Annotated in this window: 10 protein-coding genes and 1 riboswitch; of the genes, 3 read left to right on the top strand and 7 right to left on the bottom strand. The window is 53.4% G+C overall.

The genetic code is table 11. The annotated features are described in order from the left end of the window. Nucleotides 1–527 precede the first annotated feature (527 nt). From bcsA to AC5JLP_RS17205, 4 genes are all read right to left on the bottom strand, one after another. Nucleotides 528–3149, bottom strand: a complete 2622-nt coding sequence (gene bcsA, locus AC5JLP_RS17220) for a UDP-forming cellulose synthase catalytic subunit (protein WP_496069160.1) — start codon at nt 3147–3149, stop codon at nt 528–530. Nucleotides 3150–3676: 527 nt separating this feature from the next. Then, nucleotides 3677–6046 (bottom strand): cellulose biosynthesis cyclic di-GMP-binding regulatory protein BcsB, encoded by a 2370-nt coding sequence (locus tag AC5JLP_RS17215; protein WP_496069159.1) that lies wholly within the window; start codon nt 6044–6046, stop codon nt 3677–3679. Between the two features lie 192 nt (nt 6047–6238). Continuing rightward, nucleotides 6239–8716, bottom strand: a complete 2478-nt coding sequence (locus AC5JLP_RS17210; RefSeq protein WP_496069158.1) for a tetratricopeptide repeat protein — start codon at nt 8714–8716, stop codon at nt 6239–6241. After that, nucleotides 8713–10101 carry a carbohydrate porin gene (locus tag AC5JLP_RS17205; RefSeq protein ID WP_496069157.1) on the bottom strand — a complete coding sequence of 463 codons (1389 nt, stop codon included), beginning with the start codon at nt 10099–10101 and terminating at the stop codon, nt 8713–8715. The genes AC5JLP_RS17210 and AC5JLP_RS17205 overlap by 4 nt, the downstream gene beginning before the upstream one ends. 63 nt (nt 10102–10164) lie before the next feature. Between AC5JLP_RS17205 and AC5JLP_RS17200 the strand changes: the two genes are divergently transcribed. From AC5JLP_RS17200 to AC5JLP_RS17190, 3 genes are all read left to right on the top strand, one after another. Then, nucleotides 10165–10305 (top strand): hypothetical protein, encoded by a 141-nt coding sequence (locus tag AC5JLP_RS17200; protein ID WP_496069156.1) that lies wholly within the window; start codon nt 10165–10167, stop codon nt 10303–10305. Nucleotides 10306–11093: 788 nt separating this feature from the next. Further along, nucleotides 11094–12734, top strand: a complete 1641-nt coding sequence (locus AC5JLP_RS17195) for a B12-binding domain-containing radical SAM protein (protein WP_496069155.1) — start codon at nt 11094–11096, stop codon at nt 12732–12734. Nucleotides 12735–12777: 43 nt separating this feature from the next. Beyond that, nucleotides 12778–12966 (top strand): CPXCG motif-containing cysteine-rich protein, encoded by a 189-nt coding sequence (locus tag AC5JLP_RS17190; protein WP_190446902.1) that lies wholly within the window; start codon nt 12778–12780, stop codon nt 12964–12966. A gap of 215 nt (nt 12967–13181) precedes the next feature. Here the strand turns inward: AC5JLP_RS17190 and AC5JLP_RS17185 are convergent, their stop codons facing one another. The 3 genes from AC5JLP_RS17185 to AC5JLP_RS17175 all read right to left on the bottom strand — a co-directional run bounded on the left by AC5JLP_RS17185 (nt 13182) and on the right by AC5JLP_RS17175 (nt 23501). Continuing rightward, nucleotides 13182–13607 (bottom strand): DUF4278 domain-containing protein, encoded by a 426-nt coding sequence (locus AC5JLP_RS17185; RefSeq protein WP_496069154.1) that lies wholly within the window; start codon nt 13605–13607, stop codon nt 13182–13184. A gap of 37 nt (nt 13608–13644) precedes the next feature. Next, nucleotides 13645–13725, bottom strand: a riboswitch (Glutamine riboswitch). A gap of 135 nt (nt 13726–13860) precedes the next feature. Then, nucleotides 13861–14838, bottom strand: a complete 978-nt coding sequence (locus AC5JLP_RS17180; RefSeq protein ID WP_496069153.1) for a cysteine synthase A — start codon at nt 14836–14838, stop codon at nt 13861–13863. A gap of 458 nt (nt 14839–15296) precedes the next feature. Next, on the bottom strand, nt 15297–23501 hold the full coding sequence (locus AC5JLP_RS17175) for a cadherin-like domain-containing protein (RefSeq protein ID WP_496069152.1): 8205 nt from the start codon (nt 23499–23501) through the stop codon (nt 15297–15299). Nucleotides 23502–23551 lie beyond the last annotated feature (50 nt).

Here is a 23551-nt window from a genome sequence, read left to right as displayed (position 1 = left end):
ATCAGTGGTTACAACCCTATAGAGATGGATGCTGAGGGTCAATCAAACTGATTACTTGATCGTGGTTGCAGTCTTATTGTTCAATTAGAAAAGGTTCGGTCATCAAATTGATGGTAGCAGAGGTCAGTTTGAGAGGTAAATGCAATTGAGCTCAGTGAAGCGGTAGAAATGCAGCCTCTTGAAACTGGTAATGCTTGATTGAAATCAACTTAAAGTTAGATGTTTCCTAGTTATTAATGAGCATATCCCAAAAAGAAGAAAAACTTATAAAGAAATGATGAAGAAGCATTTAACTCAGACTGAAGTCTATGAAGCATAAATAATTTTGAAAGTAGTTTAAACTTACGGACAGTAAAATTTCTAAGGCACATTTTCCATCCTCTGAGCAATAGTTAATTTCAGCCTTTGATGCTTCGCGGGTTGTTTTTTTAGTGTTTGATTTTGTGACACGATTCAGTAGATATCATGAAACCGAGGTAGCCTGGAGACTAATCATTGTTACCTGCTATTGTTCAGAATCGATCGAGCTAATCTAGCGATCGCAATAGCTGCTTAATTTTGCTTTGTTGTTGACGATCTAGCGATGTGGGAAAACGTAACTCCATGACCGTGCGATCGGGTGTTGTCAGATGATCTTCTACCAGAGATGATGCATCTAAAGCAGGCAGGAAACCTTCGACGCTTTGCACTTCAGCCACCAGGCTTTGTGCAAAGGAGCTATCAGAATCACGCGCAATAAGCAGCCCAATTTGCGGTTTTGCTTGTTGAAGCTGCGCTAACTTTGGCACGGCTTCTTCATGCAGCTCTAAGCGAAGATCCCGAATGCCAATTTCAGTTACGGTAGCTGAGTAAGATTGCCCTTCCCAACCGTCCCAGTACAGTTGAGCAACCGCACATACTTGCTTACGAATTTTAATGCCCGTTTCGGGTTGAAATTCACGAAACACTCGCCCAAAGCTGCTCATAATAAACTGAAGCGACGTTAGCGGATTATCCGCTGTGGCGCGCTTTTGCGAATACCACTCTTTGACATCAGAATAAATCACCACGCTCAGGTCATCTTGCTGGATGCGGCTCAGGTTGATGAACTGTACGGAGAGGACGGTTTGCAATTTGTCAGTGGCGATCGCGCGAATCACATGGGCATCAACTAATACCCGTGCCCCGTAATCACCAATGACTTCAATCCGCACGATATCTGGAATGTTAGGCCACACATCCAGTGAAATCCGTGCGCCTGTTTCGCTCACGTTGGTGGTAGTACCTGTCCACGTTTGGCGATCGCTGTGAATGACGACGGGCAGTTGACGCGGTAGTCGATGCGCTTGCCGCAGTTGAGGCTGCTCAAACGCCACCAAACAGGCCGCCAGCACCAGGATCAGATCAAAGACACACCAGAGCGCATTGATGATCACCGCTTGACCATCTTCTGGACTGACCACAAACCAGAAGGGCACGGCAATGAGCGATGCCCCTGTAATGGCACCTAAAAACACCAGGTAGCGCACGCTCTCTAAATCAAAGCTGCGCTTCGTGACCGTCAGCCCTTTATCCGTGACGTTAAACGTCCCCAATTTGGGATTCACCAACGCCAGCATGGTGACGATGCCCGCCTGAAAGGACAAGGCAAATTCGTAAATCTCATTCCAAAACGAAAACCGGACGTGTTTGTAAGGAATGTGATTGGTCTGCATCGACAGCAGAATGTGCGGCAGCGCGTAGCACAGCGTCTCGAAGCCCAACCCCTTCACCGAATTGATGCCCAGCAAGAGATATAGCACTGGGGCAATCACATACATCAACCGGGGAAAGCCAAAGAAAAAGTGGGAGGTCGCGCTGAAATAGCAGAGCCGTTGCGCCAGTCGCAGCTTGAGCTTGCGGTTAAAGAGGGGGTTTTCGAGCCGCAGAATTTGCGCCATGCCTCGTGCCCAGCGCACCTGCTGACCCACGTAGGCCGAAAACTTTTCGGGTGCCAGCCCCGCCACCATAATTTTGTCGTAGTAGACCGTTTCGTAACCGAGGGAATGGAGCCGCAGCGAGGTGTGGCAGTCTTCCGTCACGGTTTCCGTTGCGATGCCACCAATTTCGAGAATGTAGCTCCGGCGAATGACAGCCGCCGAGCCGCAGAAAAAGGCCGCATTCCAGAAGTCGTTACCCTTTTGCAGCACTTTGTAAAACAGCTCGTTGCCCACAGGTACCTGTCCCCCAGTGAGCAAGTTGCGCTCGAAGGGGTCGGGGTTATAGAACCAGTGTGGGGTTTGAACCAGGGCTACTTTAGGGTTTTGAAAGAAGCCGACGGTGTGTTGCAGAAAGTGGCGCACTGGAATGTGGTCGCAATCGAGGATCATCACCAAGTCACCCGTCGTTTTGGTCAGGGCCGTGTTGATATTGCCCGCTTTGGCGTGGTCGTTGTTGTCGCGTGTGAGCATGATGCAGCCGAGTTCTTCGCACATCTGACGCAGGGCTTCCCGACGCTCTTTGTACTTTTCGGCTCGACCATCATCCAGCACATACACCTGCTTTTTGTCAGCAGGATAATCTGTTGCCAGTGCAGCCAGGGTCGTTTTGCGGACAATTTCCACATCTTCGTTGTAAGTGGGGATGTAGATATCGACCGTAGGCCAGTCGTCTTGCGGAATGGTAGCGAGGTCAATAGGGGTTCGATCGCGCACCTTCAACGTTTGAAAATAAGCCAGCATCAACGTGCCGATCGCGTACAGTTCTGCCACATACAGCAACAGGCAGAAAAACCCATTGAGCCAGTTATCCAGGTTCATGGTGTACGCCGTGCGGTAGTAGAGATACCGCAGGGTCGTCAGCACACTCAACGCAATGAGAAAGAGGTGCAGCTTTTCACTCCGCTCTGTCTCATCCTGCTGCTCTTCCAGACTCACAATGGTGTAGCCGATCGCCACCAAGACTGCGGCAAGAACTGCCTGCTGCCAGGTAGGGGGGCGTTCTGTCACTAGGGGAACAAACAACCACAAAGATGCACCTGACAGGAGCAAGAGTTGGTAGCGAGTCAGCCACTGCAACGTGCGCTCAGACCAGGCAGGCACGCGATCGACCAACCACGTTGCAAGCCATTGCTGCCAGACTGGTGAGGCTTCGGTTGGTTGCTGATGTACCCGGAGGGGGAGTTTGAGCATGGGAGGAAAGGGGGAAGGGGGGAGACAGGGGAGGCAGGGAAGGCAGGGGAGGCAGGGGAGGCAGGGGCGTTTTGAGTTTGAAATTGGGTAAGTCGAGCTTAGTGATAGGCCGAGCGTGGAGTGGAGTAGGTTGAGCTTGTGATTGGATAGGTCGAGCTTGTAATTTGCTGAGTCGAGCTTGAAATTGGATAGGCTGAGCTTGTAACTTGATAGGCTGAGCTTGTAACTTGATAGGCTGAGCTTGAAATCGAATTGGTCAAGCTTGTGATTTGCTGAGTCGAGCCTGTAATTGAATAGGTTGAGCTGGTAATTAGATAGGTTGAGCTTGTGATTAGATAGGCTGAGCTTGTAATTTGCTGAGTCGAGCTTGTAATGCGATCGGTTGAGCTTAGAACTTAATCAGTCGAGCTTTATTCTTAGGGTTTACGCAAACCTCAGAGGTTTTGGTCAAAGTACATAAGTCCTGATTTTTTACCTGTTACCTTCTCCCATCTCCCGATCCCCTCTGCCCCCTGCCCCCTCTCCTCTCACCTCTTCTTCCCCAACCGCCCCAAATACGACTGGGCGATCGCATACAGCAGCAGTGCCGCGACTACAAAACCGGGGGCGAGAATAAACCAACTCACGCGGAGGGTTTGCAGGAAGCGATCGAGGAGGTTGGTTTCGCTCAATTGCTGTTTCTGCTTTGCCTGTTGCAAAAACTCCAGCGTGTAGGCGTTGGGGTTGTACGGGTTGGGGTCTGGTTCACCAGCGCCAATGAGCACGGTATCTTCGCGCAGTTGGAAGAAGAGGAAATCGCGGTTCAGCAGGTCGCGCACTTGATCTAACCCGGTGCGGGTCTGTCCGCTGAGTAGGAGGAGGACGCGATCGCGGTTCCAGGGCGACACAATTTCTTTGACCATGCCTTCGGCATCCGGGAGCGTCTGGATCTGGCTTTGCCCGCGTTGACGGCGAAAGGCTTCCTGGAGGGTGAACCCTTCGGACTGGAGAGCATCGGGAAGGGGAAATTGCTCACGGGTGCCAATGGCAATCAAATGGCGATCGCTCCGTTCGGTCGTGGGCAACTTCCCAGCACGGAACACCTCTAGCTTGACAGCTTCTGCTTTGCTGAGTCGTCCTAAGCGGGCACTGATTTCGAGGAGCAGTGCCAGATCGGTTTGAGTGGGTGTCTCTGGGAGGACGATCGTGGTTTTGGACAGATCCTGGGGAGCCGCAAAGGGATAGCCAAATTGCAGCAGTTTCAAGTCGGGTACCTGCGCGACGTTGGTACGGTTTAGCTCAAAGCTGGTGTCAGCATGCACGGTACCCCAAAGCTGTTGGTCTAGCGCCCGGTTGCAGGAACGACGTTCACGAGGGTCAAGCTGAAAGCGAATGCGAATTTTGGAGTTGGGCTTGATGCGGTCTTCGGGTAAGGCGACTCTCAGCGTTTCGTGTGATCCGCCCGTGACCGAATCGAGCTTTTTACCGACAAGTGCCAACCCGTCTAGCTGCACTTCTACCAGAGAGGTAAGTGGGTTGACCTGGGGACTGTAGCTGTAGTTGAGGTTGATGAAGTTGCCCGTCGCAAACTGGTCGTCGGGCAGAGCGCGGAAGTCAAACTCCATCACCGGGGCATCGGCACCCCGAACGGTCATATCTTCGTAGGGCTTGCTGTCAAAGGTGGTTAAATCTTTGAGCTGAAAGCGGTTGCCAGTGGGGAGATAGCCTGCCCACTCGCGCGACGATGGTGTCGGGACATCGGTGACTTGCCGCACCACGACCGCCTGTCCGGTACCCAACTGGCGATCGCGCGGCTGCATGAGAAACTGTGCCGCTTTTGCCACGCCTTCGGCTGCGTTGCCTGTGATCACCAGAACGGGGTGGAGCTTATCGGGCGTTGTTGTGAGCATGACCACACCCACATCGTTCGGCAAAACCTTCTTTTCCTTGTCCCGTACCTTCCCGTCTTTTACGGACAGCGGTAGGGAGAGTTGCGCCAGCGCAGGCTGCATTTTGGGAGTGCCAATGATAACCAGCCGCTCATTGGGCTGCATCTGGTCGATCGTCGTGAGCAGGCGCGTATTGAGCGGACGGTATTGCGCAAACCGCCCCATATTTGCTTGAAAGCGAGTGGTCGCTGTGAGCCAGGGTTCTTCCACCGTGTTGGGCAGCAGGTAGGCAAGCTGGTTGGGTTCCAGGCTGAGATCATCAAAGATGGGATAGGGATAGCGGCTGAAGTTGAGCGCGATCGGTTGGGGCTGAAAGTCAAATACCAGCTTGGAATCGGGTAAAATCTCCGTCCACAGCGATGGGTCAAACGGGTCTTGCGTGCAGGTAGGCGAGTTGTTTTGCAGCGCGGCCAAGACGACTTCGTTGTAGTCCTGAATAATGTCTGGCGGAATGTCAAACACGGCGCTACCGATTTCCGCCTGCTTTTTGTTTAGCGGCAGGCTGCCTACGCTAGCACCGTTGATATAAGCGGTCAGGTTCGATCGAGTGGCGTACAGCGCAGGCGAGTGCCGAAACCGAACCTGGAGCTTCGCTGTTTTGGGCTTCCAGGCACGAGGACGCGTAAAGCGCAGCCGCGTTTCGTCATAAATGCTCCGCAGCCGCAACCGATTGCCCACCACTGGGCTGCGGTTAAACTCCAGCACATACTGACCCGCTGCCAATGGCGACACGATCGTCCCTTTTTTCGCCGCATCCGAAACATCCGGATCTTTCGCGGCTGCTTCACCAGAGACTTGCGGTGGCGCTGGCACTTTATCAATACCCGATGTCGCAGGCGCTTCAGCAGGCGGATTGGACTGAGCAATGGTGACAGTCTGCCACCCCAAACCCAGGCTCAAGGCGAGGGTTAAGAGGAAGAGGGCGATCGATAGCAAAAGGCGGGGCGGGGAAAAGCGGGTAGGGTGCATGGGTAGAAGGTAGAAAGCAAAAGGTAAAAGGCAGAAGGGGGAGCAGAGGGACGGGGAATGAGGGATGAGGGCAGAAGGTAGAAGGCAAAAGGTAGAAGGTAGAAGAGGAGTTGTTAGTTGTTGGAAGCAAGCTGACCGCTGACCGCTGACCGCTCTCTAACTCAAAACTCAAAACTCAGAACTAAAAACCCTCTAGTACCGCTCCCATGAGGGTTGAAAGCCGCGTCGTCTTAGAAGATCGACCTGAATTTTTTCGATTTTGCGATCGGTTGCGTTGCTCTGGGTCGCTGTTGCAGTGGGAGCATTGCTACTTTGCGCTCGTAACGCTTTGAACTGCTGTAATGCAACACCTGGATGGTCTTGGGCAAGGCTGAGTTCACCGAGAATGCGACGGGTATCGAGGTCATTGGGGCGTAATGCCAGCACGCGGTGGTAAAGCGTTTGGGCTTCGGCATAGCGCTGCTGTTGAAAGCGCACTCCTGCCAGAGCGGCGATCGCGTCCACATTATTGGGCTGCTGCTGCAAAATAGCGCTGTATGCCTGGTCTGCCAGCGGCAAATCGCCCAGCGTTTGCGCCAGATCACCTTGCACAAAGTAGGCGTTGAGATTGCCCTTGTTGCGCGTTGCAAATTGTTCGACTTGCGATCGTGCTCCAGCCGGGTCACGAACTGCTAGCACTTGCAGGGCACGCCGCTGCATGGGAAGATTATCGGGCTGCACAGCCAGCAGCGTGTTGTAAAGGGCTTCTCGCTTGGGGTCGGCTGGCAGGGTCTCGACGAGGCTAAACAACTCTGGTGGTGTTTCTGTAGCAGACGGTGACTGGAGCCATGCCGCAAGCACCGTCTCGGCTTCAGCCAGGGTGATGCGATCGGCACGGTAGGCAGCGCTGGCGCGACCAAGCTGGGTGCGTAGATCCTGCGGCCTGCTTGCCAGAACCTGGTCGTATACGCGCAAGGCTTCGTCCGATCGCCCCTGCGCCTGTCGCACATCTGCCAAACCCAGCAGGGCGTTTGACAAGACGGGGGCAGGTGGGTTACTGGCAATTACGGCTTCGTATCGTTGAGCGCTGGCATCCAGTTTGCCTTCGCGTCGCTCAATCTCGGCTAGCAGTAGTTGAGGTGCACGATCGCGGGCACCTGCCGAGGTCGCACTGTATGTTTGAATTGCTTGCCGTGCTTGTTCAAAATCCCCTTTGTCTACCCAAATTTGGGCGACGCGGAAGCGCAAGAACGGTGCATCGACTCCACTTTGCAAAAGTTCCTGGTACTGGGGAAGCAGCGCTGGATCAGGAGGATCAAGGCGAACCAATGCCAGCGCGATCGCCTGACGTTCTACCGCTCTAGCAGGCAGCGGTTGTAAAACGGTCTGAAGCTGTTGGCGTAGTTCAGTCGCGGTGACTCGCCCAAGCTGACGGGCGATGATCAGCCGCTTCACCACCAATCCTGGCTCTGACTTTTGGGTAAGCAACTGCTCATACAGCGACAGCGCTTCTTGCCGTGCGGGTGGAAATTCGCTCAACACATCCGCCGCTTCTGCCACCAATCCCGGTGATGGGTTCGCCGTCTGACGCAAGGCCTGTCGATACTGCTCGATCGCTTCGGCATACAGCGTGGTATCGCCCGCTTGCCGACCGACCTGGCTGAGTGCCCGTGCTAAAGGCAGTGTGGCTCCTGGCTGATTGCGTAACGGTTGGAGGACAGCGATCGCCCGATCAGACTGCTGATTGGCCTCATAAGCGGCTGCCAGGGACGATCGCACTTCAATCGATCGTCGATCCGCTGGTTTTAACTGCCCCAGTTGCTCCTCCAGCAAAGGAATAGCCTGATCAGGCTGGCCCGTTTCTCGCAGGGCCGTTGCGTAGGCAATCACGGCATCGGCTGGTAACGCTTTACCCGTTGCACGGTAGCGCTCAAATAACGTGACGCCTTCTGTGTAGTTGCCGCTGTAGGTATATGCCTGAGCCGCTCCTAAAAGCACGGCTGGAGTAGGCTTTTGCAGCAGAATCTGATAATCCGTTAGAGCTTCAGCAAAACGTCCCTGGTAGCCGTACAGCACGGCCCGCTGCGTGCGATCGCTCGTTCGCTCTGGAGCCAGCGTGAGCAACGTGGTCAGCGCCTCAATGCCGCGTGCCTGCCATTCCGGTCGATAGCCACCCAGCACACCGATCGCAGACAGCGCCGTCAGGTTCTTCGAGTCCTGCACCAACACCTGCTGATAGGCTTTCCAGGCGTTGGCATCCTGTCCTGCTTTCTGATAGGCGATCGCCAGCCCAAGCTTGGCCTCTAGCGATTGGGGGTTTTGCTGCAATGCCCTTTGAAACGCGGCGATCGCATCATTCACATACCCCTGGTTCAGCAGCGTATAGCCCTGCCCAGCAGATGCGGTCTGCGCTTGAGACGGCATTCCAGACAACGCGATGAGTAAGCTACTGGCTAAACCTAGCAGGAGTGGGGAGTGGGGAGTGGGGAGTAGGGAGTGGGGGGTGAGAGTTTTGAGTTCTAAGTTTTGAGTTTTGCGTTTCAGGAAAGGTGAGAGGTGAGAGGTGAGAGGTGTAAGAGTTTTGAGTTTTGAGTTTTGAGTTTTGCGTTCTGAATGAATGCTGCCTTCTGCCTTCTGCCTTCTGCCTTCTGCCTTCTGCCCTCTACCTTCTGCCTTCTGCTCACGCTTCATCTCGACCTCCTGAATACTGACGAAATGTCAAAATCTGTCCGGACACGTACACCTAAAACGGTGTCTGAGAAGCTATTGCGCTCTTGAAGCATCACGGCTGCTCGTAAATTGGGTGTGATGCGGAAGTCGTAGAACAGTTCCAGCACATCGGGGTTGTTGTCGCCCCGATCGCGCCGCAGGTCATCATTCGACAGTTGCCGCCCGTAGCCAAGTCCCAGACGATCGCTCGGCAAAAAGATATCTAAGAAGTTCAACCCGGCACTGTAGGTTGTGCCGCTGGCATCCAGAGCGAGATTGGTGTAGCGTCCATAGCGCCCAAAGAGTCCCAATTTGAGGTTGGGAATGTAGACTTCACCGTTGATGCCATAGGCTTCTTCACGATCGCCCGGTTGAGGCCCTAATCGGCCTGATCGAGGAATATCAAAAATTTCTCGAAAGCCACTGCGCTGTCTGGCATCACGAGAGGACACGTAGGTGCCACGAATGATGGCAGTGCCAAAGCGTACCCCCACTTCACCCGCAAACCCATCCAGATGAAAGTCACCCAGGTTGCGTGTTGAGGAAAACGTCGTTGCTTTGAGGTCAATATCGTCCGTTATGCTCCAGTTCACCAGCAAGCCCGGCCGGGAGGCAATACCTGCGGCGGCCAGCGCTGGGTTCGTTTGAAACACCGAATTGAAGAAATGCGTCGCGCCATCTTTGGCAAAGCTGTTGCGATCAAAGTAGGATGTGAGATCCATCAACCCCACCACAAACCGCAAGGTCGGCAGGGACGGCAGCGATCCAGCAAAATACAGTTCGTTCAAGTTCAGCCCGGTTTCTTGCGAATCAGCAAACCCCCTACCTGTCGTCAAATCCACTTCTGCGCCAAAGCCTGCGTTGGGAGTGACGGGGTAGAAGGTGGTGACTCGTGCCCGTGCCGAGGTGTCGCTGCCTTCCTGCTTAAATACGCCCTGTAATTGAATCGACGGCACACCCAGTACTGAACTGCCTTGCTTCAGCACTTTATCTGACGGAGCTGGCACGCCTGAATCGGCTAAGAGTAGAGACGATCGCCTGACGTGTGGCGTTAACTGTTGAATCTGAGTTTGAGACGCGTCTACGTAGAGAGCAAAGTCACGATCGGCAGTGAGCGATCCATTTAGTTGCGCCGGGGGCACCATTTCACCCTTCAGTGCGTCAATTATTGTGGTGTGCGCACTATAGGCAAAGGTCTGGCTGGCTGTCGAGTTTGACGTCGAAGCAAGGGTTAACGCCACAGCCGATGGCAGCACTGGGCGATCATCCGTTTCTGGCGCTGATTCTGCAAGGCCTGTTGATTCTGCAAGGGCTGTGGAACAGTGGCTGAGCGTCTCTGCGGCTCCAGCCGTCAGCAGGATAGCCATTGTTAATCCAAGGTGTAAAAAGGGATGGAGCCGCATGCGTTTTGGTCGCGTTAACCTCGGCGGATGCTGGGTCGGGTATGTCTTCAAAGTCATCATCCTGGTTGGGGAGGGCCATCCCATACGGCTCAGTGCTGCAACGGACGATCGGGCGATCGCACCCGTCACAAGCCTGAGAAGGTGGGCTGTGTGCAGCAGTTGGCTTAGCAACAAACAGAAAATAAGTGCTAGCAGAACGAAATCGATTGAGGCATCAGTGCCATCAACAGGGGGAGTCTAGCCAACGGTGGGTCACGGATGGCATGATGTCTGCCGTAAATGAGTCTTAGAACGATTCCCTTCAGTGCTTCCAGCGAGGACTTAATGTGGGGCGCAATCAAGGTGCGCTCATACCAACCCTGCGTAAATTACTGAGGTAACTGACTCCTGTATTCCAGCAATCAGAAAGTAATCAGGGTAATTTCTATAAAGAGCGTGTGAGTTTCTTCGACTTCATGCTGAATTTTTTTGTCTTAACATTAAAACCTTTTGCCTTGCTTCAGGCGTTTCCGCCTTTGTGTTAAGCTTCTCTGCTTTGCTTTTGATTCAGCTACCAGCTTAAAATTTCAGGCTGACCGCTGAGAGCTAAATGAAGTTGTTGGTTGTAAAGCCCTTTGGGCATACCAGAAAAGTGGTTGGTTTTTAGAAGCAGGACTTACGCAAATTCTCTAAAACCAGCCCCTCAGCCCCCAACTTGGGGAGCAAGAACTCAAAGTCCCCCAGAATTGGGAGCTTAAAGCCCTTTGGGCATACAAGAAAAGGGGGCGACCAAGAAGGAAACTGACGGCTGACCGCTGATTACTAACCGCTGATTACTAATTGAGCCAAACCCAGTATGCTTTTCACAAATGATTTAGGACTGATGTGGGCAAGAAAGGCTACAACAAAGAGAGGGTTGCAAGGGCTTCATTGCTGCTGTAATACCTCTGATCTGTGGTTCCCTTCTTGTTGCTTTCATGACTTCTCCTTTTGCAGCCGAACGTCTACTATTTACCCCAGCAACGCCAGGGTCTGATGCTGTGCCGACGATCTTTGCGTTTCCCAATGAGTACAGCGTGGGGATTACAAGCCTGGGTTATCAAGTGGTGTGGGCAACGTTGGCAACGCGGACGGATGTGCAGGTGAGCCGCCTGTTTACTGATGCTCAGGAGCCGCTACCCGCCAGACCAGAGTTACTGGGCTTTTCTCTGTCCTGGGAGTTGGACTATGTAAACATTCTGAGCTTGCTGGAACAGTTGGAGGTTCCCATTCGGGCGATCGCGCGCTCAGATGAGCATCCGCTTGTATTTGGTGGTGGCCCAGTGCTAACAGCAAATCCAGAACCGTTTGCAGACTTTTTTGACGTGATTTTGCTGGGCGATGGCGAACGGCTGCTGGGTGAATTTATCGAAGCGTATCGATCGATCCGTCATGCCGATCGCGCGACCCAACTCCGCCATCTCGCGCAAGTGCCAGGAATTTATGTCCCCAGTCTCTACACCATGACGTATCGCAGTCTAGATGGTGCGCTGGAGTCGATCGCACCCGTTGATACCAGCATTCCAGCGCGGATCGAAAAGCAAACCTATCGAGGCAATACACTCTCAGCCTCCACTGTTGTGACGGAGAAAGCGGCGTGGGAAAACATCTACATGATTGAAGTGGTGCGGAGCTGCCCAGAAATGTGTCGCTTCTGCCTTGCCAGCTATCTCACGCTCCCGTTTCGGACAGCGAGCGTAGACGAGTCGCTAATACCCGCGATCGCGCAGGGGTTGACCGTGACCGATCGCCTTGGCTTGCTGGGCGCGTCTGTCACTCAACATCCCGAATTTGAAACGCTGCTCGATTATCTCAATCGTCCTGAATACGATCAAGTACGGCTCAGTCTTGCTTCAGTGAGAACAAACACTGTCACGCCTAAGCTGGCAGAAACGCTGACCAAACATGACACCCGCTCGATTACGATCGCGGTGGAGAGTGGAAGCGATCGCTTACGTCAGATTATCAATAAAAAGCTAACCAATGACGAGATTATTCAGGCAGCCATCAATGCCAAAGCAGGTGGGTTGAGTAATCTCAAGCTCTACGGCATGGTTGGCATACCAGATGAAGAACCAGAAGACCTGGATCAAACGGTGGCAATGCTGCGCGACATCAAAAAAACGGTGCCCGGCTTGCGGCTAACTTTTGGATGCAGCACCTTTGTCCCTAAAGCCCACACGCCCTTTCAGTGGTTTGGCGTCAATACAAAAGCCGAAAAGCGGTTGCAATCGCTACAGAAACAACTGCGATCGCAAGGCATTGAGTTTCGTCCTGAAAGCTACAACTGGTCAATCATCCAGGCGTTGCTTTCCAGGGGCGATCGTCGCCTGTCTCACCTCCTCGAATTAACCCGTCACTATGGCGATTCGCTCGGCAGCTACCGTCGTGCGTTTAAAGCACTGCGCGGCAAACTGCCTGGATTGGATTTCTACGTTCACACCAACTGGAACCACGAGCAAGTGCTTCCCTGGAGCCATTTGCAGGGGCCACTACCGCAAGCAACGCTGCTGAAGCATTTGGCAACCGCAGAGGCATCGTTTCAGCAACCAATGGCCGCGCTATCTGGTTCACCGTAGGGTTGGGTGTAGGGTATAGGGGACAGGGTTGAGGGGGAGAGGGATGCAGAATACAGCGGAATACTACTGTGCCTACTGTGGCGAGGAAAATACAACGTTTGTCGATATTAGCGGCGGTAGTCAGCAGTCGTATGTAGAAGATTGCCAGGTTTGCTGCCGACCGAACATTCTCTATGTGCGCATTGACGAAGAAACGCTAGAGATTGAGATTGATAGCGAATATGAAGGCTAGGCTGCACGATCGCCCTCTTACTAAAAAATCCTGAGCAACAGATACTGTAGCCCAGGATTCATTAATCATTAGGATTTATGCAAGAGCAGTCATCTTTCGCCCCCTAGCCCCCATTTTTGAGAGAACTGAGCCAGTTAAAGCCCCCAGAATTGGAGGTTTGGAGGCCAAATGCGTAAGTCCTAAATCATTTAGCAAGTCAGAGTTTGCAAGCAGCCTTAAACGATTTGCTGTAGCTCACGCTCAAGCAACGAAACCAGGTTTTGATCACCTTGTTCGCGTGCAATTTGCAGGCGACGCTGTACATTGGTGCGGAGATTACTGCGATGTGTCGTAACAAACTCTGCATTATTAGAGGCTTTCCTCTGAAAGTGCGGCTTGCTGGAGACAGCACTCGCTCTGTTTTGTACAGCAATAGGGTGCTCACCACCATTCAAGGCGTAAGCAACGCCACGATAGGTTAGCTGTGCCGATGACCGAACGGAGGGCAAAACAGGCTCTGCGTTCGGGTCAACTGCATAAACAACGCCACGATAATGCAGGTTATAAATGGGGCGAATCGTGCGATAAACGGTTGTTTCGCGGGCGGCTTCAGCGCTGCGAGGATGATAGTCGTAGTTAACGCCCCGGTAAGTCAGTTGCATGGTCTTCGCCTCTTGGTTAATGCGTGTTGTGAGTTGAGGCGCGTTCCTTCGGGACTTCTCCCTACTTCCGTCTACCGAAACTAAGATTGACTAGATGAGTATCGGCTAGATGAACGATTTGATTTATATCTGTATTATAAGCTACCGAATTTGACGAAATCGGCAGTTTAGCGAAACTTTATACTGTTTCACGATAAATCTATCTGGCGAAAGAGCGGCCCGTAGGGTGTATGCATCGTTCATCACACCTGCCTCATGCTGCTGGCAACAGTCCTTTTGTCGCTAGCCACTCCCGATTGAAGAGCTTGGATTGATAGCGACTGCCACTGTCACAAAGCACCGTCACGATCGTGTGTCCCGGCCCCAGGTGCTTTGCCAAGGCGATCGCGGCTCCTACGTTAATACCCACAGAGCCACCCATAAACAGCCCGTCCTTTTCTAGCAGTTGATACACCACGCGCACAGCTTCAGTATCATCAATTTGAATGGCATCATCTGCGGGTGCCCCTTGCATATTGGCAGTCACACGGCTGTTACCAATGCCTTCAGTGATCGAATTGCCTTCCATCTTTGGTTCACCTGTTTTGACATAGCTATAGAGGCCGCTGCCCATTGGGTCTGCAAGAACACATTGAATGCTAGGATCTTTCTCCTTTAGAAAAAGAGAAACTCCAGCATACGTGCCGCCTGTGCCCGTTGCTGCTACCCAGGCATCGACCTTTCCATCCGTTTGTGCCCAAATTTCGGGGCCTGTCGTGGCGTAGTGGGCGTGACGATTTGCCAGGTTGTCAAACTGGTTTGCCCAGATCGCGTTTTCCATCTCGGCGGCGAGTCTGCCAGAGAGCTTGACGTAATTGTTGGGGTCTTTGTAGGGCACAGCGGGAACGGTACGCACTTCGGCACCCAGCGTTCGTAACAAGTCAATTTTTTCCTGCGACTGAGTTTCAGGAATGACAATCAGGCACTTGTAGCCTTTGGCGTTGCAGATGTGTGCTAGCCCAATCCCTGTGTTACCTGCGGTACCCTCAACAACAGTGCCACCGGATTTAAGTAGCCCTTTTGCTTCGGCATCTTGAATGATGAAGAGCGCTGCCCGATCTTTGACCGAGCCACCCGGATTGAGAAATTCGGCTTTGCCCAAAATTTCGCAACCTGTTTCATCGCTGAAGCTGTTCAGCCGAATCAGGGGTGTGTTGCCGATCGCGCTAACGAAGCCATGCTTGATATCCATGCTGCAAACTACCTACTAGTTCCCTATAAAGATTTTGGCGTATAGCGGATGGATTGACGATCTCCTTTTTGGTGCAGAGCGATCAGTTAAGGGGGCAGGGGGAGCAGGGGAGGCAGAAGGGCAGGGGGCATGAGAGAGGGAGTTGGGAGTTGGGATGCGGAGGGAGCTAGGGGAGCAGGAGAAGACGGAAATTTAACTCAAAATTCTTACACTTCTCATACCAATTTGAATTGAAAATGCGACACATCCTGTAGGGGCAAGGCAATGCCTTGCCCCTACCCACCGATTGATCTGTAGCCGTCATTCTTTAAATCGGTATCACCTCTCCTGAAACTCAAAACTCAAAACTGAATATGCGGCTCACGGTGCCCCTACGATCGCCATGCCATCAAAAATGGGTGCTGCACCATCATGGCACAGCACCCATCAACATCACGTTACGTCATTGGCGATTCAGCTTACGAATAGTTGAAGTTGATGTAGAAGAACGCATTAGAGAGCGTGCCTCCAGCACCACCATCTGAGACTGTGAACTGGAAGGTTTCACCACTGCCGTTACCGAGGTAATCGAAACTGAGGTTACCCGAATCAATGTCGGCTTGAGTGAACGTGCCTCCGGCATTGATCTGGGTGCCATTAAGCCGCAGAATACCTACCGTTGGATTGGGAACAGAGGTGAGCGTGTAGGTCAGTTGAGCCGTTGTGTTGTCCACATCTGACACCTGAAGCAGATCGCTACCAATCACCGTTAATGAGGGCGTATTACCAGCCAACAACAATCCTGTATTGTTGACCAGTACAGGTGGATCGTTAACCGGGTTGACGTTGATATTGAAGACGCGACTGCTCAAAGTCGTCGTGCCATCCGACACCTGGAAGACGAAGATGTCGTTGCCGCTTGGCTCACTACCGTTGTGAACGTAGGTCAGCGCACCCTGATCAATTTGCTGTTGCGTCAGGGTTGCACCATTCGCCAGGGCCGTCCCATTCAAGAAGAGGGTGCCTGAGATCGGCACTGTTGAGATGGTGTAGAGCAACTCTGAGGTAAGGTTATCTGGGTCAGACGTGCGCAGTAGCGTGTTGGTGACGTTGAGCGTTGCGCCTTCGTTCACCGTTGCAGGCCCCGCAGAGACGATCGTCGGTGCATCATTCACGTTGGTAATACCAACATTAAACGTTCTGCTGCCCGTCGTGCCGCCTGCACCATCGTTCACCGTAAAGATGAAGCTGTCGCTGGTGGTTTCGCTACCGTTGTGGCGATAGGAGATCCGGTTGCTGTTGATATCATCCTGAGTAAAGGTCTGGTTGAGGCTGAGAGCCGCACCATTCAAGCGCAGATTCCCGTTATTAGGGGCACTGCTCAAGGTGTACTTTAATTGCACCGTTGTGTTGTCGGCATCGCTGACACTCAGCAAGGTGTTAGAGATGGTACTCGTTGCGCCTTCGGTCAGGTTGAGTCTGGCGTTGTTGACGATCGTCGGTGCATCATTCACCGGATTAATCACGATGTTGAAGGTGGCGTTGCCGCTACCAGGAACGGTGATACTACCAGGTGTATTGTCAAAGACTCTGAAGGTAAAGCTATCACTTGTGGTCTCACTGCCATTTTGGAGGTAGGAGAGGTAGCCACTGTTGATATCGGCCTGGGTAAAGGTGCCACCAGCCGCCAGCGTTGCCGTAGTGCCACCCCCATTGGACAACCGCAAGCTGCCACTGGTCAGTGGATTCGGTGCGCTAAACAGGGTGTAGACCAGTTGCCCTGCTGTATTGTCTACATCCGTTGTGCGGAGTTGAGAGTTGGTGATCACACCAGAAGTCCCTTCACTCAGTGTCAATGCACGGTTTGTCAGCAAGACAGGCGCGTCGTTGATTGAAGCGACGCTGATGTCAACAGAGCCAGTCGCAATGCCCGGTGAACCGGAGCCTGTATTGCCCTGGTCATTGACGGTGACATTCAGCGTGTCGGCACCGAAGTAATCCTGCTTACCGCGATAGGTCAGGGTGTTGAGGATAGGTGACAGCGCTGCCAGGGTGCCAATGTAGGTGACAGCGCCCGTGCCATTACCCGTGAGTGTGCCGCCGCTGCCAACGGCACCCAACGTCAAAGTACCGTTGCTGACGGTGAAGTTCACTTGAATGGGACTGGTGCCGGAGTCTACATCGGTTAGGGTAATGGCTCTCCCCCCGTTGAAGACCAGATTGGTGTCTTCGTTGACCGTCTGTGCTGCTGGGACGGTTAGCACGGGTGGATCGTTGACAGCATTCACGTTAACGCTAATGGTCTTGGTGTCAGACAAGGCACCACCAAAGCCTGTATTGCCCTGATCATTTGCCGTAATCGTGATTGTGTCGGCCCCGTTGTAGTTGAGCTTGCCTCGGTAGGTGAGGTTGGCGATCGCCGTGTTGATGTTCGTGACCGTATCAGTGATGGTCAGTGTACTGCTGCCCGCAACCACTGGGTCAAGCGTTAAGGTGCCATTCGTGGCTGTGAGCGTCACAGTAATGGGAGTGCTGTTGGCATCGACATCCGCAACACTCACGCCAGACAGCGTTAAGTTAGTATCTTCATCAACGGTCTGGCTACCAGGAACGGTAATGACAGGAGCATCGTTGACGGGCGTAACGGTGATGCCCAGCGTTCGGTTATCGGTGCCGATTGGCCCAGAACCCGTTGCACCTTGATCGCTCACGTTCAACACCAGAGTGTCTGCTCCGTTGAAGTTGAGGTTGCCACGGTAGCTGAGTCCTGCCAGCGCTGCGTTGATATCGCTGAGAGTGCCTCTAACGGCAACGCTACTGGTGTTATCAGCGCCAGCGGTGATGGTGAGTCCAGCGGTATTGCCTAGCTTGAGCGTGCCGTTTGTCACCGAGAGCGTGACGACCAGTGGACTGCTGCCTGCATCCACATCGGTGAGGCTGAGGCCTGCGATCGCCAACGTGGTATCTTCGGCAACGGTTGGTGGATTGGGCAGGGTGAAGATCGGAGCATCATTCACTGCCGTGACGTTAATGGTAAAGGTCTGGAGTGCGGAGCTATCTACCCCACCCAGATCGGTGCCACCGTTGTCTTTAAGCTGCACGGTGACGATCGCGGTGCCGTTGGCATTGGGCGCTGCGGTGTAGGTCAGGGTGCCTGTCGCTGGGTCGATCGTGGGAGCAGCGGAGAACAGCGAGGCATTGTCGGTATTGACCACAAAGTTGAGGGTTTGAGCCGCTTCATCGGCTGGGCCTGCGGAAGTGGCTGTTGCCCAACCCGTTATCGTTTGTGGGCCTGCATCCTCTGCGATCGTCTGGTTGGCACCTTTGGTAAAGGACGGCGCATCGTTGACGGGGTTCACCGTAATGGTAAAGATGCTGTCGGGTGACGTATCCACACCACCGTTCGCAGTGCCGCCATTATCCTTCAGGCGCGTCGTCACGGTGGCTGTACCATTCGCATTGGGTGCCAGCGTATAGGTGAGCTTGCCTGTGGGGTCGATCGTCGGTGCCACGGTAAACAAACCAGGGTTAGTGCTGGAGGTGATGAAATTAAGCGTTTGGCTCGACTCGTTCGCGGGGCCTGTCGCAATGCCAGTAGCCCAGTTCACGGTCTGCGGTGCGGCATCTTCATTCACCACGAGATTGGTGCCAGCGGTAAAGGTCGGCACATCGTTCACGGGCACAACCGTCACGCCGATCGTTTTCTGGATGCTCAACGCACTGGAGGCACCCACAAAACCCTGATCATCTACCTTGATGGTGATCGTGTCAGCGCCAAAGTAGTCAGCATTGCCCTGGTAGCTGAGGGTTGCCAACGCGGCTCGCACGCTGTCGATCGTGCCTGTAAAGCTGAGCGTCCCATCCCCATTGTTGGTGCTATCGGCAAAGGTGAGTCCGCCTGTTGTCCCTAGCGTAAGCTTCCCATTCAACGTGCCAACGTTCACCTTGACGGGATTGGTACCCGAATCGACATCGGTGGTGTCAATGAGATTCGCCAGAGAGAGGGCCGTATCTTCGAGAACCGTCTGCGCTCCTGGAACGGTTAAGGTCGGAGCGTCGTTGATGGGGTTCACAATCAGATCGATCGTCTTCGCATCGGTCTTCGGGCCGCCTGCTCCTGTGCTGCCCTGATCGGTTACGCCAATGGTGACTGTATCAGGCCCATTGAAATTCGCCAAGCCTCTATAGGTCAAGCTGCTGAGCGCATTATTAACGGCAGTGAGCTGTCCAGTGAGTGTGACTTGACTGGTGCTATTGTTGCTCACCGTCAGGCTGCCAGGGTTGAGACTGAGCGTGCCGCCCGATGCCGAGAGAGTCACGACCAGCGGATTGCCACCAATATCGGCATCGCTGACGCTGACAAGCTTGGAGCCTGTAAACGCAAGGGGAAGATCTTCATCCACTGCCTGGAAGCCAGGTACGGTCAGCACGGGCGCATCGTTGACAGGCGTGACGTTGATATTGAACGTGGTGAGGGCGATCGTTCCAGTCGAGTTATCCGAGGCGGTAAAGCTGAAGCTATCGGCGGTTGTTTCTGACCCATCGTGCGTATACGAGAGTCGGTTACTGTCGATGTCTGCTTGTGTAAAGGTTTGATTCGCTGACAGGGTTGCTGTACCCAGTTTTAAGCTACCTTTCGTCGTGCCAGCGCTCAGTGTATAGGTTAAGGGGCCGGGGCCATCGTTATCGGTAATCGCCAGTGCGGTGTTGGCGATCGTGCTGGTTGCGCCTTCTGCTAGCACCAGCCCCAGGTTGTTGGAAAGACCGGGTGCGTCGTTAACAGGCGTGATCGTGATATTGAAGGTACTTGGCCCCACAGGCGTTGTCACCACACCATCCGTTACCGTAAACGCGAAGCTATCCGACAGCGACTCACCCCCATTGTGCTGATAAACCAGTTGTCCACTGTTCAGATTTGCCTGCGTAAAGCTAGTCACCGCATTGCCACCCAAGCGCAACGTGCCGTTCGTAGGTGCATTGGTTACGCTATAGACCAGACTGGTCGCGGGTGGGCCATCACCATCGCTGACCTGTAGCACGCTGCTGCTCAGCGTCGTCAACGCACCTTCAGCAAGCGTGACACCGCTATTAGAAACCAGAACAGGTACATCGTTAACCGGGGTCACAGCAATACTAAAGGTCGTAAGCGGCAGCGTGCCTGTCGAACCATCAGAGGCCGTAAAGGTGAAACTATCCGCTAGCGTTTCTGACCCATCGTGGGTATACGAGAGCCGATTACCGAGAATATCCGCCTGGGTAAAGGTTTGTCCTGCCGTAAGGGTCGCTGTGCCTAACTTCAATGTGCCTTTGGCGGTCGCTGTGCCTACGGTGTAGGTCAGAGGGCCAGGGCCATCGTTATCGGTGATTGCTAGAGCTGCACTGGCGATCGTGCTGGTGCCCCCTTCTGCCAGCGTCAGCCCTAAATTGTTGGAAATGCCGGGTGGATCGTTAACCGGAATCACCCCAACATTGAACGTTCTCGCTGCCGTTGTTGCCGCACCATCGCCAAGGGTGAAGGTAAAGCTATCCGCCGTCGATTCACTACCGTCATGCACATATTTGAGTTGACCACCCGCCAGATCCGCCTGGGTGAAGCTTGTTACGGTCGTTGCGCCTAGAACCAAATTACCGTGGGCTGGAGTTGAGACGGTGTAAGTAATCTGCGCGTCCAGATTATCGACATCGGTTGCACTCAACAGCGCCGTTGTAATGCTGCTAGCGGCTCCTTCAGAAAGCGTTAGACCAGCGTTAGATAGCAGTGTCGGGGCATCATTAACCGGAGTCACGGCAATGCTAAAGGTGGTACTGGGAATTGCCGCGCCAAACGGATCAGAGGCCGTAAAGCTAAAGCTGTCGCTGGTTGTTTCGCTGCCGTTGTGCTGATAGGTTAGGCGATTGAGCGTGTTGATGTCCTGCTGCGTAAAGGTTTGCCCAGTCGTTAAAGCCGTTCCATTCAGCTTCAGGGTACCGTTGAGAGGTTTTTGACCCAGCGTGTATTTTACCTGGGGCGGTGGGTTGTCTGGGTCAGTGACTTGCAGCAGTGTGGCATTAATACTCGCTGTTGTCCCTTCGCTGAGGGTTAAGCCTGCGTTTGTGTTCAATACAGGCGGCGAGTTGATGGGCGAAATAATGATGTTGAAGGTGGAGTCGGTCGTTACTGTATTGCCGTCAGAGACACGGAAGACGAAGCTGTCGCTATTGGTCTTACTCCCATTGTGGTTGTAGAGAATACGGTTGTTGTTAACGTCTGCCTGGGTAAATGTGCCGTTCACAGCCAGGGCATTGGTGCCAACAAAGATCGTGCCGTTGATGGGTAAGGTGCCGACCGTGTAAATGATTTGGTCAGGAAGCTGCGGCGAGATGGCTGGCCCTGTCAATTCAGCATCACTTGTGAGCAGTAGCGCTGATGTGATGATGGGAGACGCCCCTTCAGTGACCGTCAAGCCAAAGTTGGAGACTAGGACAGGTGCATCGTTGACAGGTGTAATGGCGAGGCTAAAGGTTTGCGGCGATAGGGGCACGGTACCGCCTGCACCATCGGTGACAGTAAACGTAAAGCTGTCACTGGTGGTTTCAGTGCCGTTGTGGCTGTAGCTTAGCCTGGTGCCTGTACTGATGTCAGCTTGGGTAAAGGTACTTCCCGCCGCGATCGCCGTACCGTTTAACAACAGGTTGCCATTGCCTGGCACACTATTGAGGCTATAAATCAACTGCGCTGCCGTTTGCTCTACATCCGTTACCAGCAGGTTGAGCGCAGAAAGGTTGGCGGCAGTGCCTTCACTCAGCGTTAAGGCTTGCTTTGTTGCCAAGACAGGCGCGTCGTTGACAGGAATCGTATTGATAGTGAATGTTGTAGCGGCAATAGTGCCACCTACCCCATCGGACACGCTAAAGACAAAGCTATCGCTGAGCGTCTCGCTACCATTCTGCTGATAGGTGAGCTTACCCGCGTTAATATCCGCCTGGGTGAAAATGCTGTTTTGAGCGATCGCAGCGCCATTGAGGCTGAGATTTCCCTTGGTCGGATCGGGAGGGTTGACCAGCGTATAGGCCAGTTGCGCCGCTGTATTGTTCTCATCCGTGACTTGTAGCAACGTATTGCCGATCGTGAGTGCCGCCCCTTCACTGATCGTCAGCGCATTATTGCTGAGCAACACAGGCAGGTTGTTTGCATTAATGTTCAGCTCATAGGCGCTGCTGCCAGACGCAGCGGCAATCTGAATGTAATAAGTGCCTGCAATCAAACTGCTGGCGATCGACTCTGACGCATTGCCACCATTGGCGGAACTGGCTACCACATTGCCAAACGCATCATAAACCCGCAGATCTAGATCGCCATTCAGTGCCCCTCCCCCTGGACCATTCAATGCCAGCGCGAGTTGGGTCGTACTGCCCAGCGAAAACTGGTAGTAATCATTAGTATCTGTACCACCAACCACATCGCGGTAGATGCCACTGCCATTAATGGGGCCGATCGAGAACGCAGACGTTGTAGTATTGCCCGCCGCATCGGCTCGCACCGCAGGCAGCGTCCGAGCAAACGGTGCCACTGCCCGCCAGTTCGTATCGGTGACGGTAGGCAAGAAAGCTGACGACGCAAAAGTTGTGCCTTTGAGGAACCACACAGCATCCTGTCCTGTAGCGTAGTTGCGCCAGAGGAGATCTGAATTACCGTCGCTATTGAGATCAACGGTGCCCTGCATTCGCCAATTGGGGTCTGCACCAGGCAAGTTGACAAAGCCAGCTCTTGTGACACCATTCATCAACCAAACGAAGTTGCTTGCATTAGGCGTATTATCGCGCCAGACCAGATCCGCGCTACCGTCATTGTTGAGATCAGCAACCGCCTGAACGTTGTAATTGGTACCCGCCAACGACTCGATCAAAACGCTGGAGGCTAGTGTCAGATTTTTAAGGAACCAGACCGCGTTTTGCCCGGTTGAACTATTCCGCCAAAAGAGATCGCTGGTGCCATCGCCGTTAAAGTCACCCGCGCCCTGAATCCTCCAGTTCAGATCCGTCACCGCAAGAATGGATGAACCGGACACCAACGTTGTCCCATTCATCTGCCAGATTACATCTTGCCCTGTTGCATAGTTACGCCAGGCAATGTCAGTATTTCCGTCGTTATTAAAGTCTCCGGTCGCCTGGATCGTCCAATTGATATCTCCGACGGCTAGAAGGTTTGTAGCAGACACTAGCGTCGTGCCGTCCATCACCCAGGTCAGGTTCTCGCCTGTTTTGTAATTTCGCCAGAGAATATCTGTTTTGGTGTTGCTATCCGCCGAAACGTTAAGGTTGTAGTTGGTGCTAGGGGTCGTAGTCAGCGGGTTTAGCGGGTCGGTCGCTGGCCCTGGCGAGACGCGAATGTAGTAGGTGCCAGGATCAAGAATGTTATTGATCGACTCTGCTAATGTGCCTGTATTGGTCGAAGTCAGCACAGCCCCATCTGTACCTGTAGCAAGAGATCCAGAACTGGTCAGTACCTGAACATCAGCATTTGCACTTAGCCCGGTGAGGGACAGCCTAAAGCTGCTGGTCCGGGAAAGCTTAAAACTGTAGTAATCGTTCGCATCAAGAGCACCAGCGTCAATCCCGACGAATTCGCTCTGTGTCTGCGTACTAATGATTGGAAAGATTTGCTTAGCGGTTGCTAAGGTATTACCGATAGAATCTGCGGGCATTGCTGTCTACACCTACATGGCTCTGCTATAGTGCCCATCCCCTCCACGTT

This window comes from Stenomitos rutilans, assembly GCF_059505485.1.
This window is presented reverse-complemented; position numbering and strand designations above follow the sequence as displayed.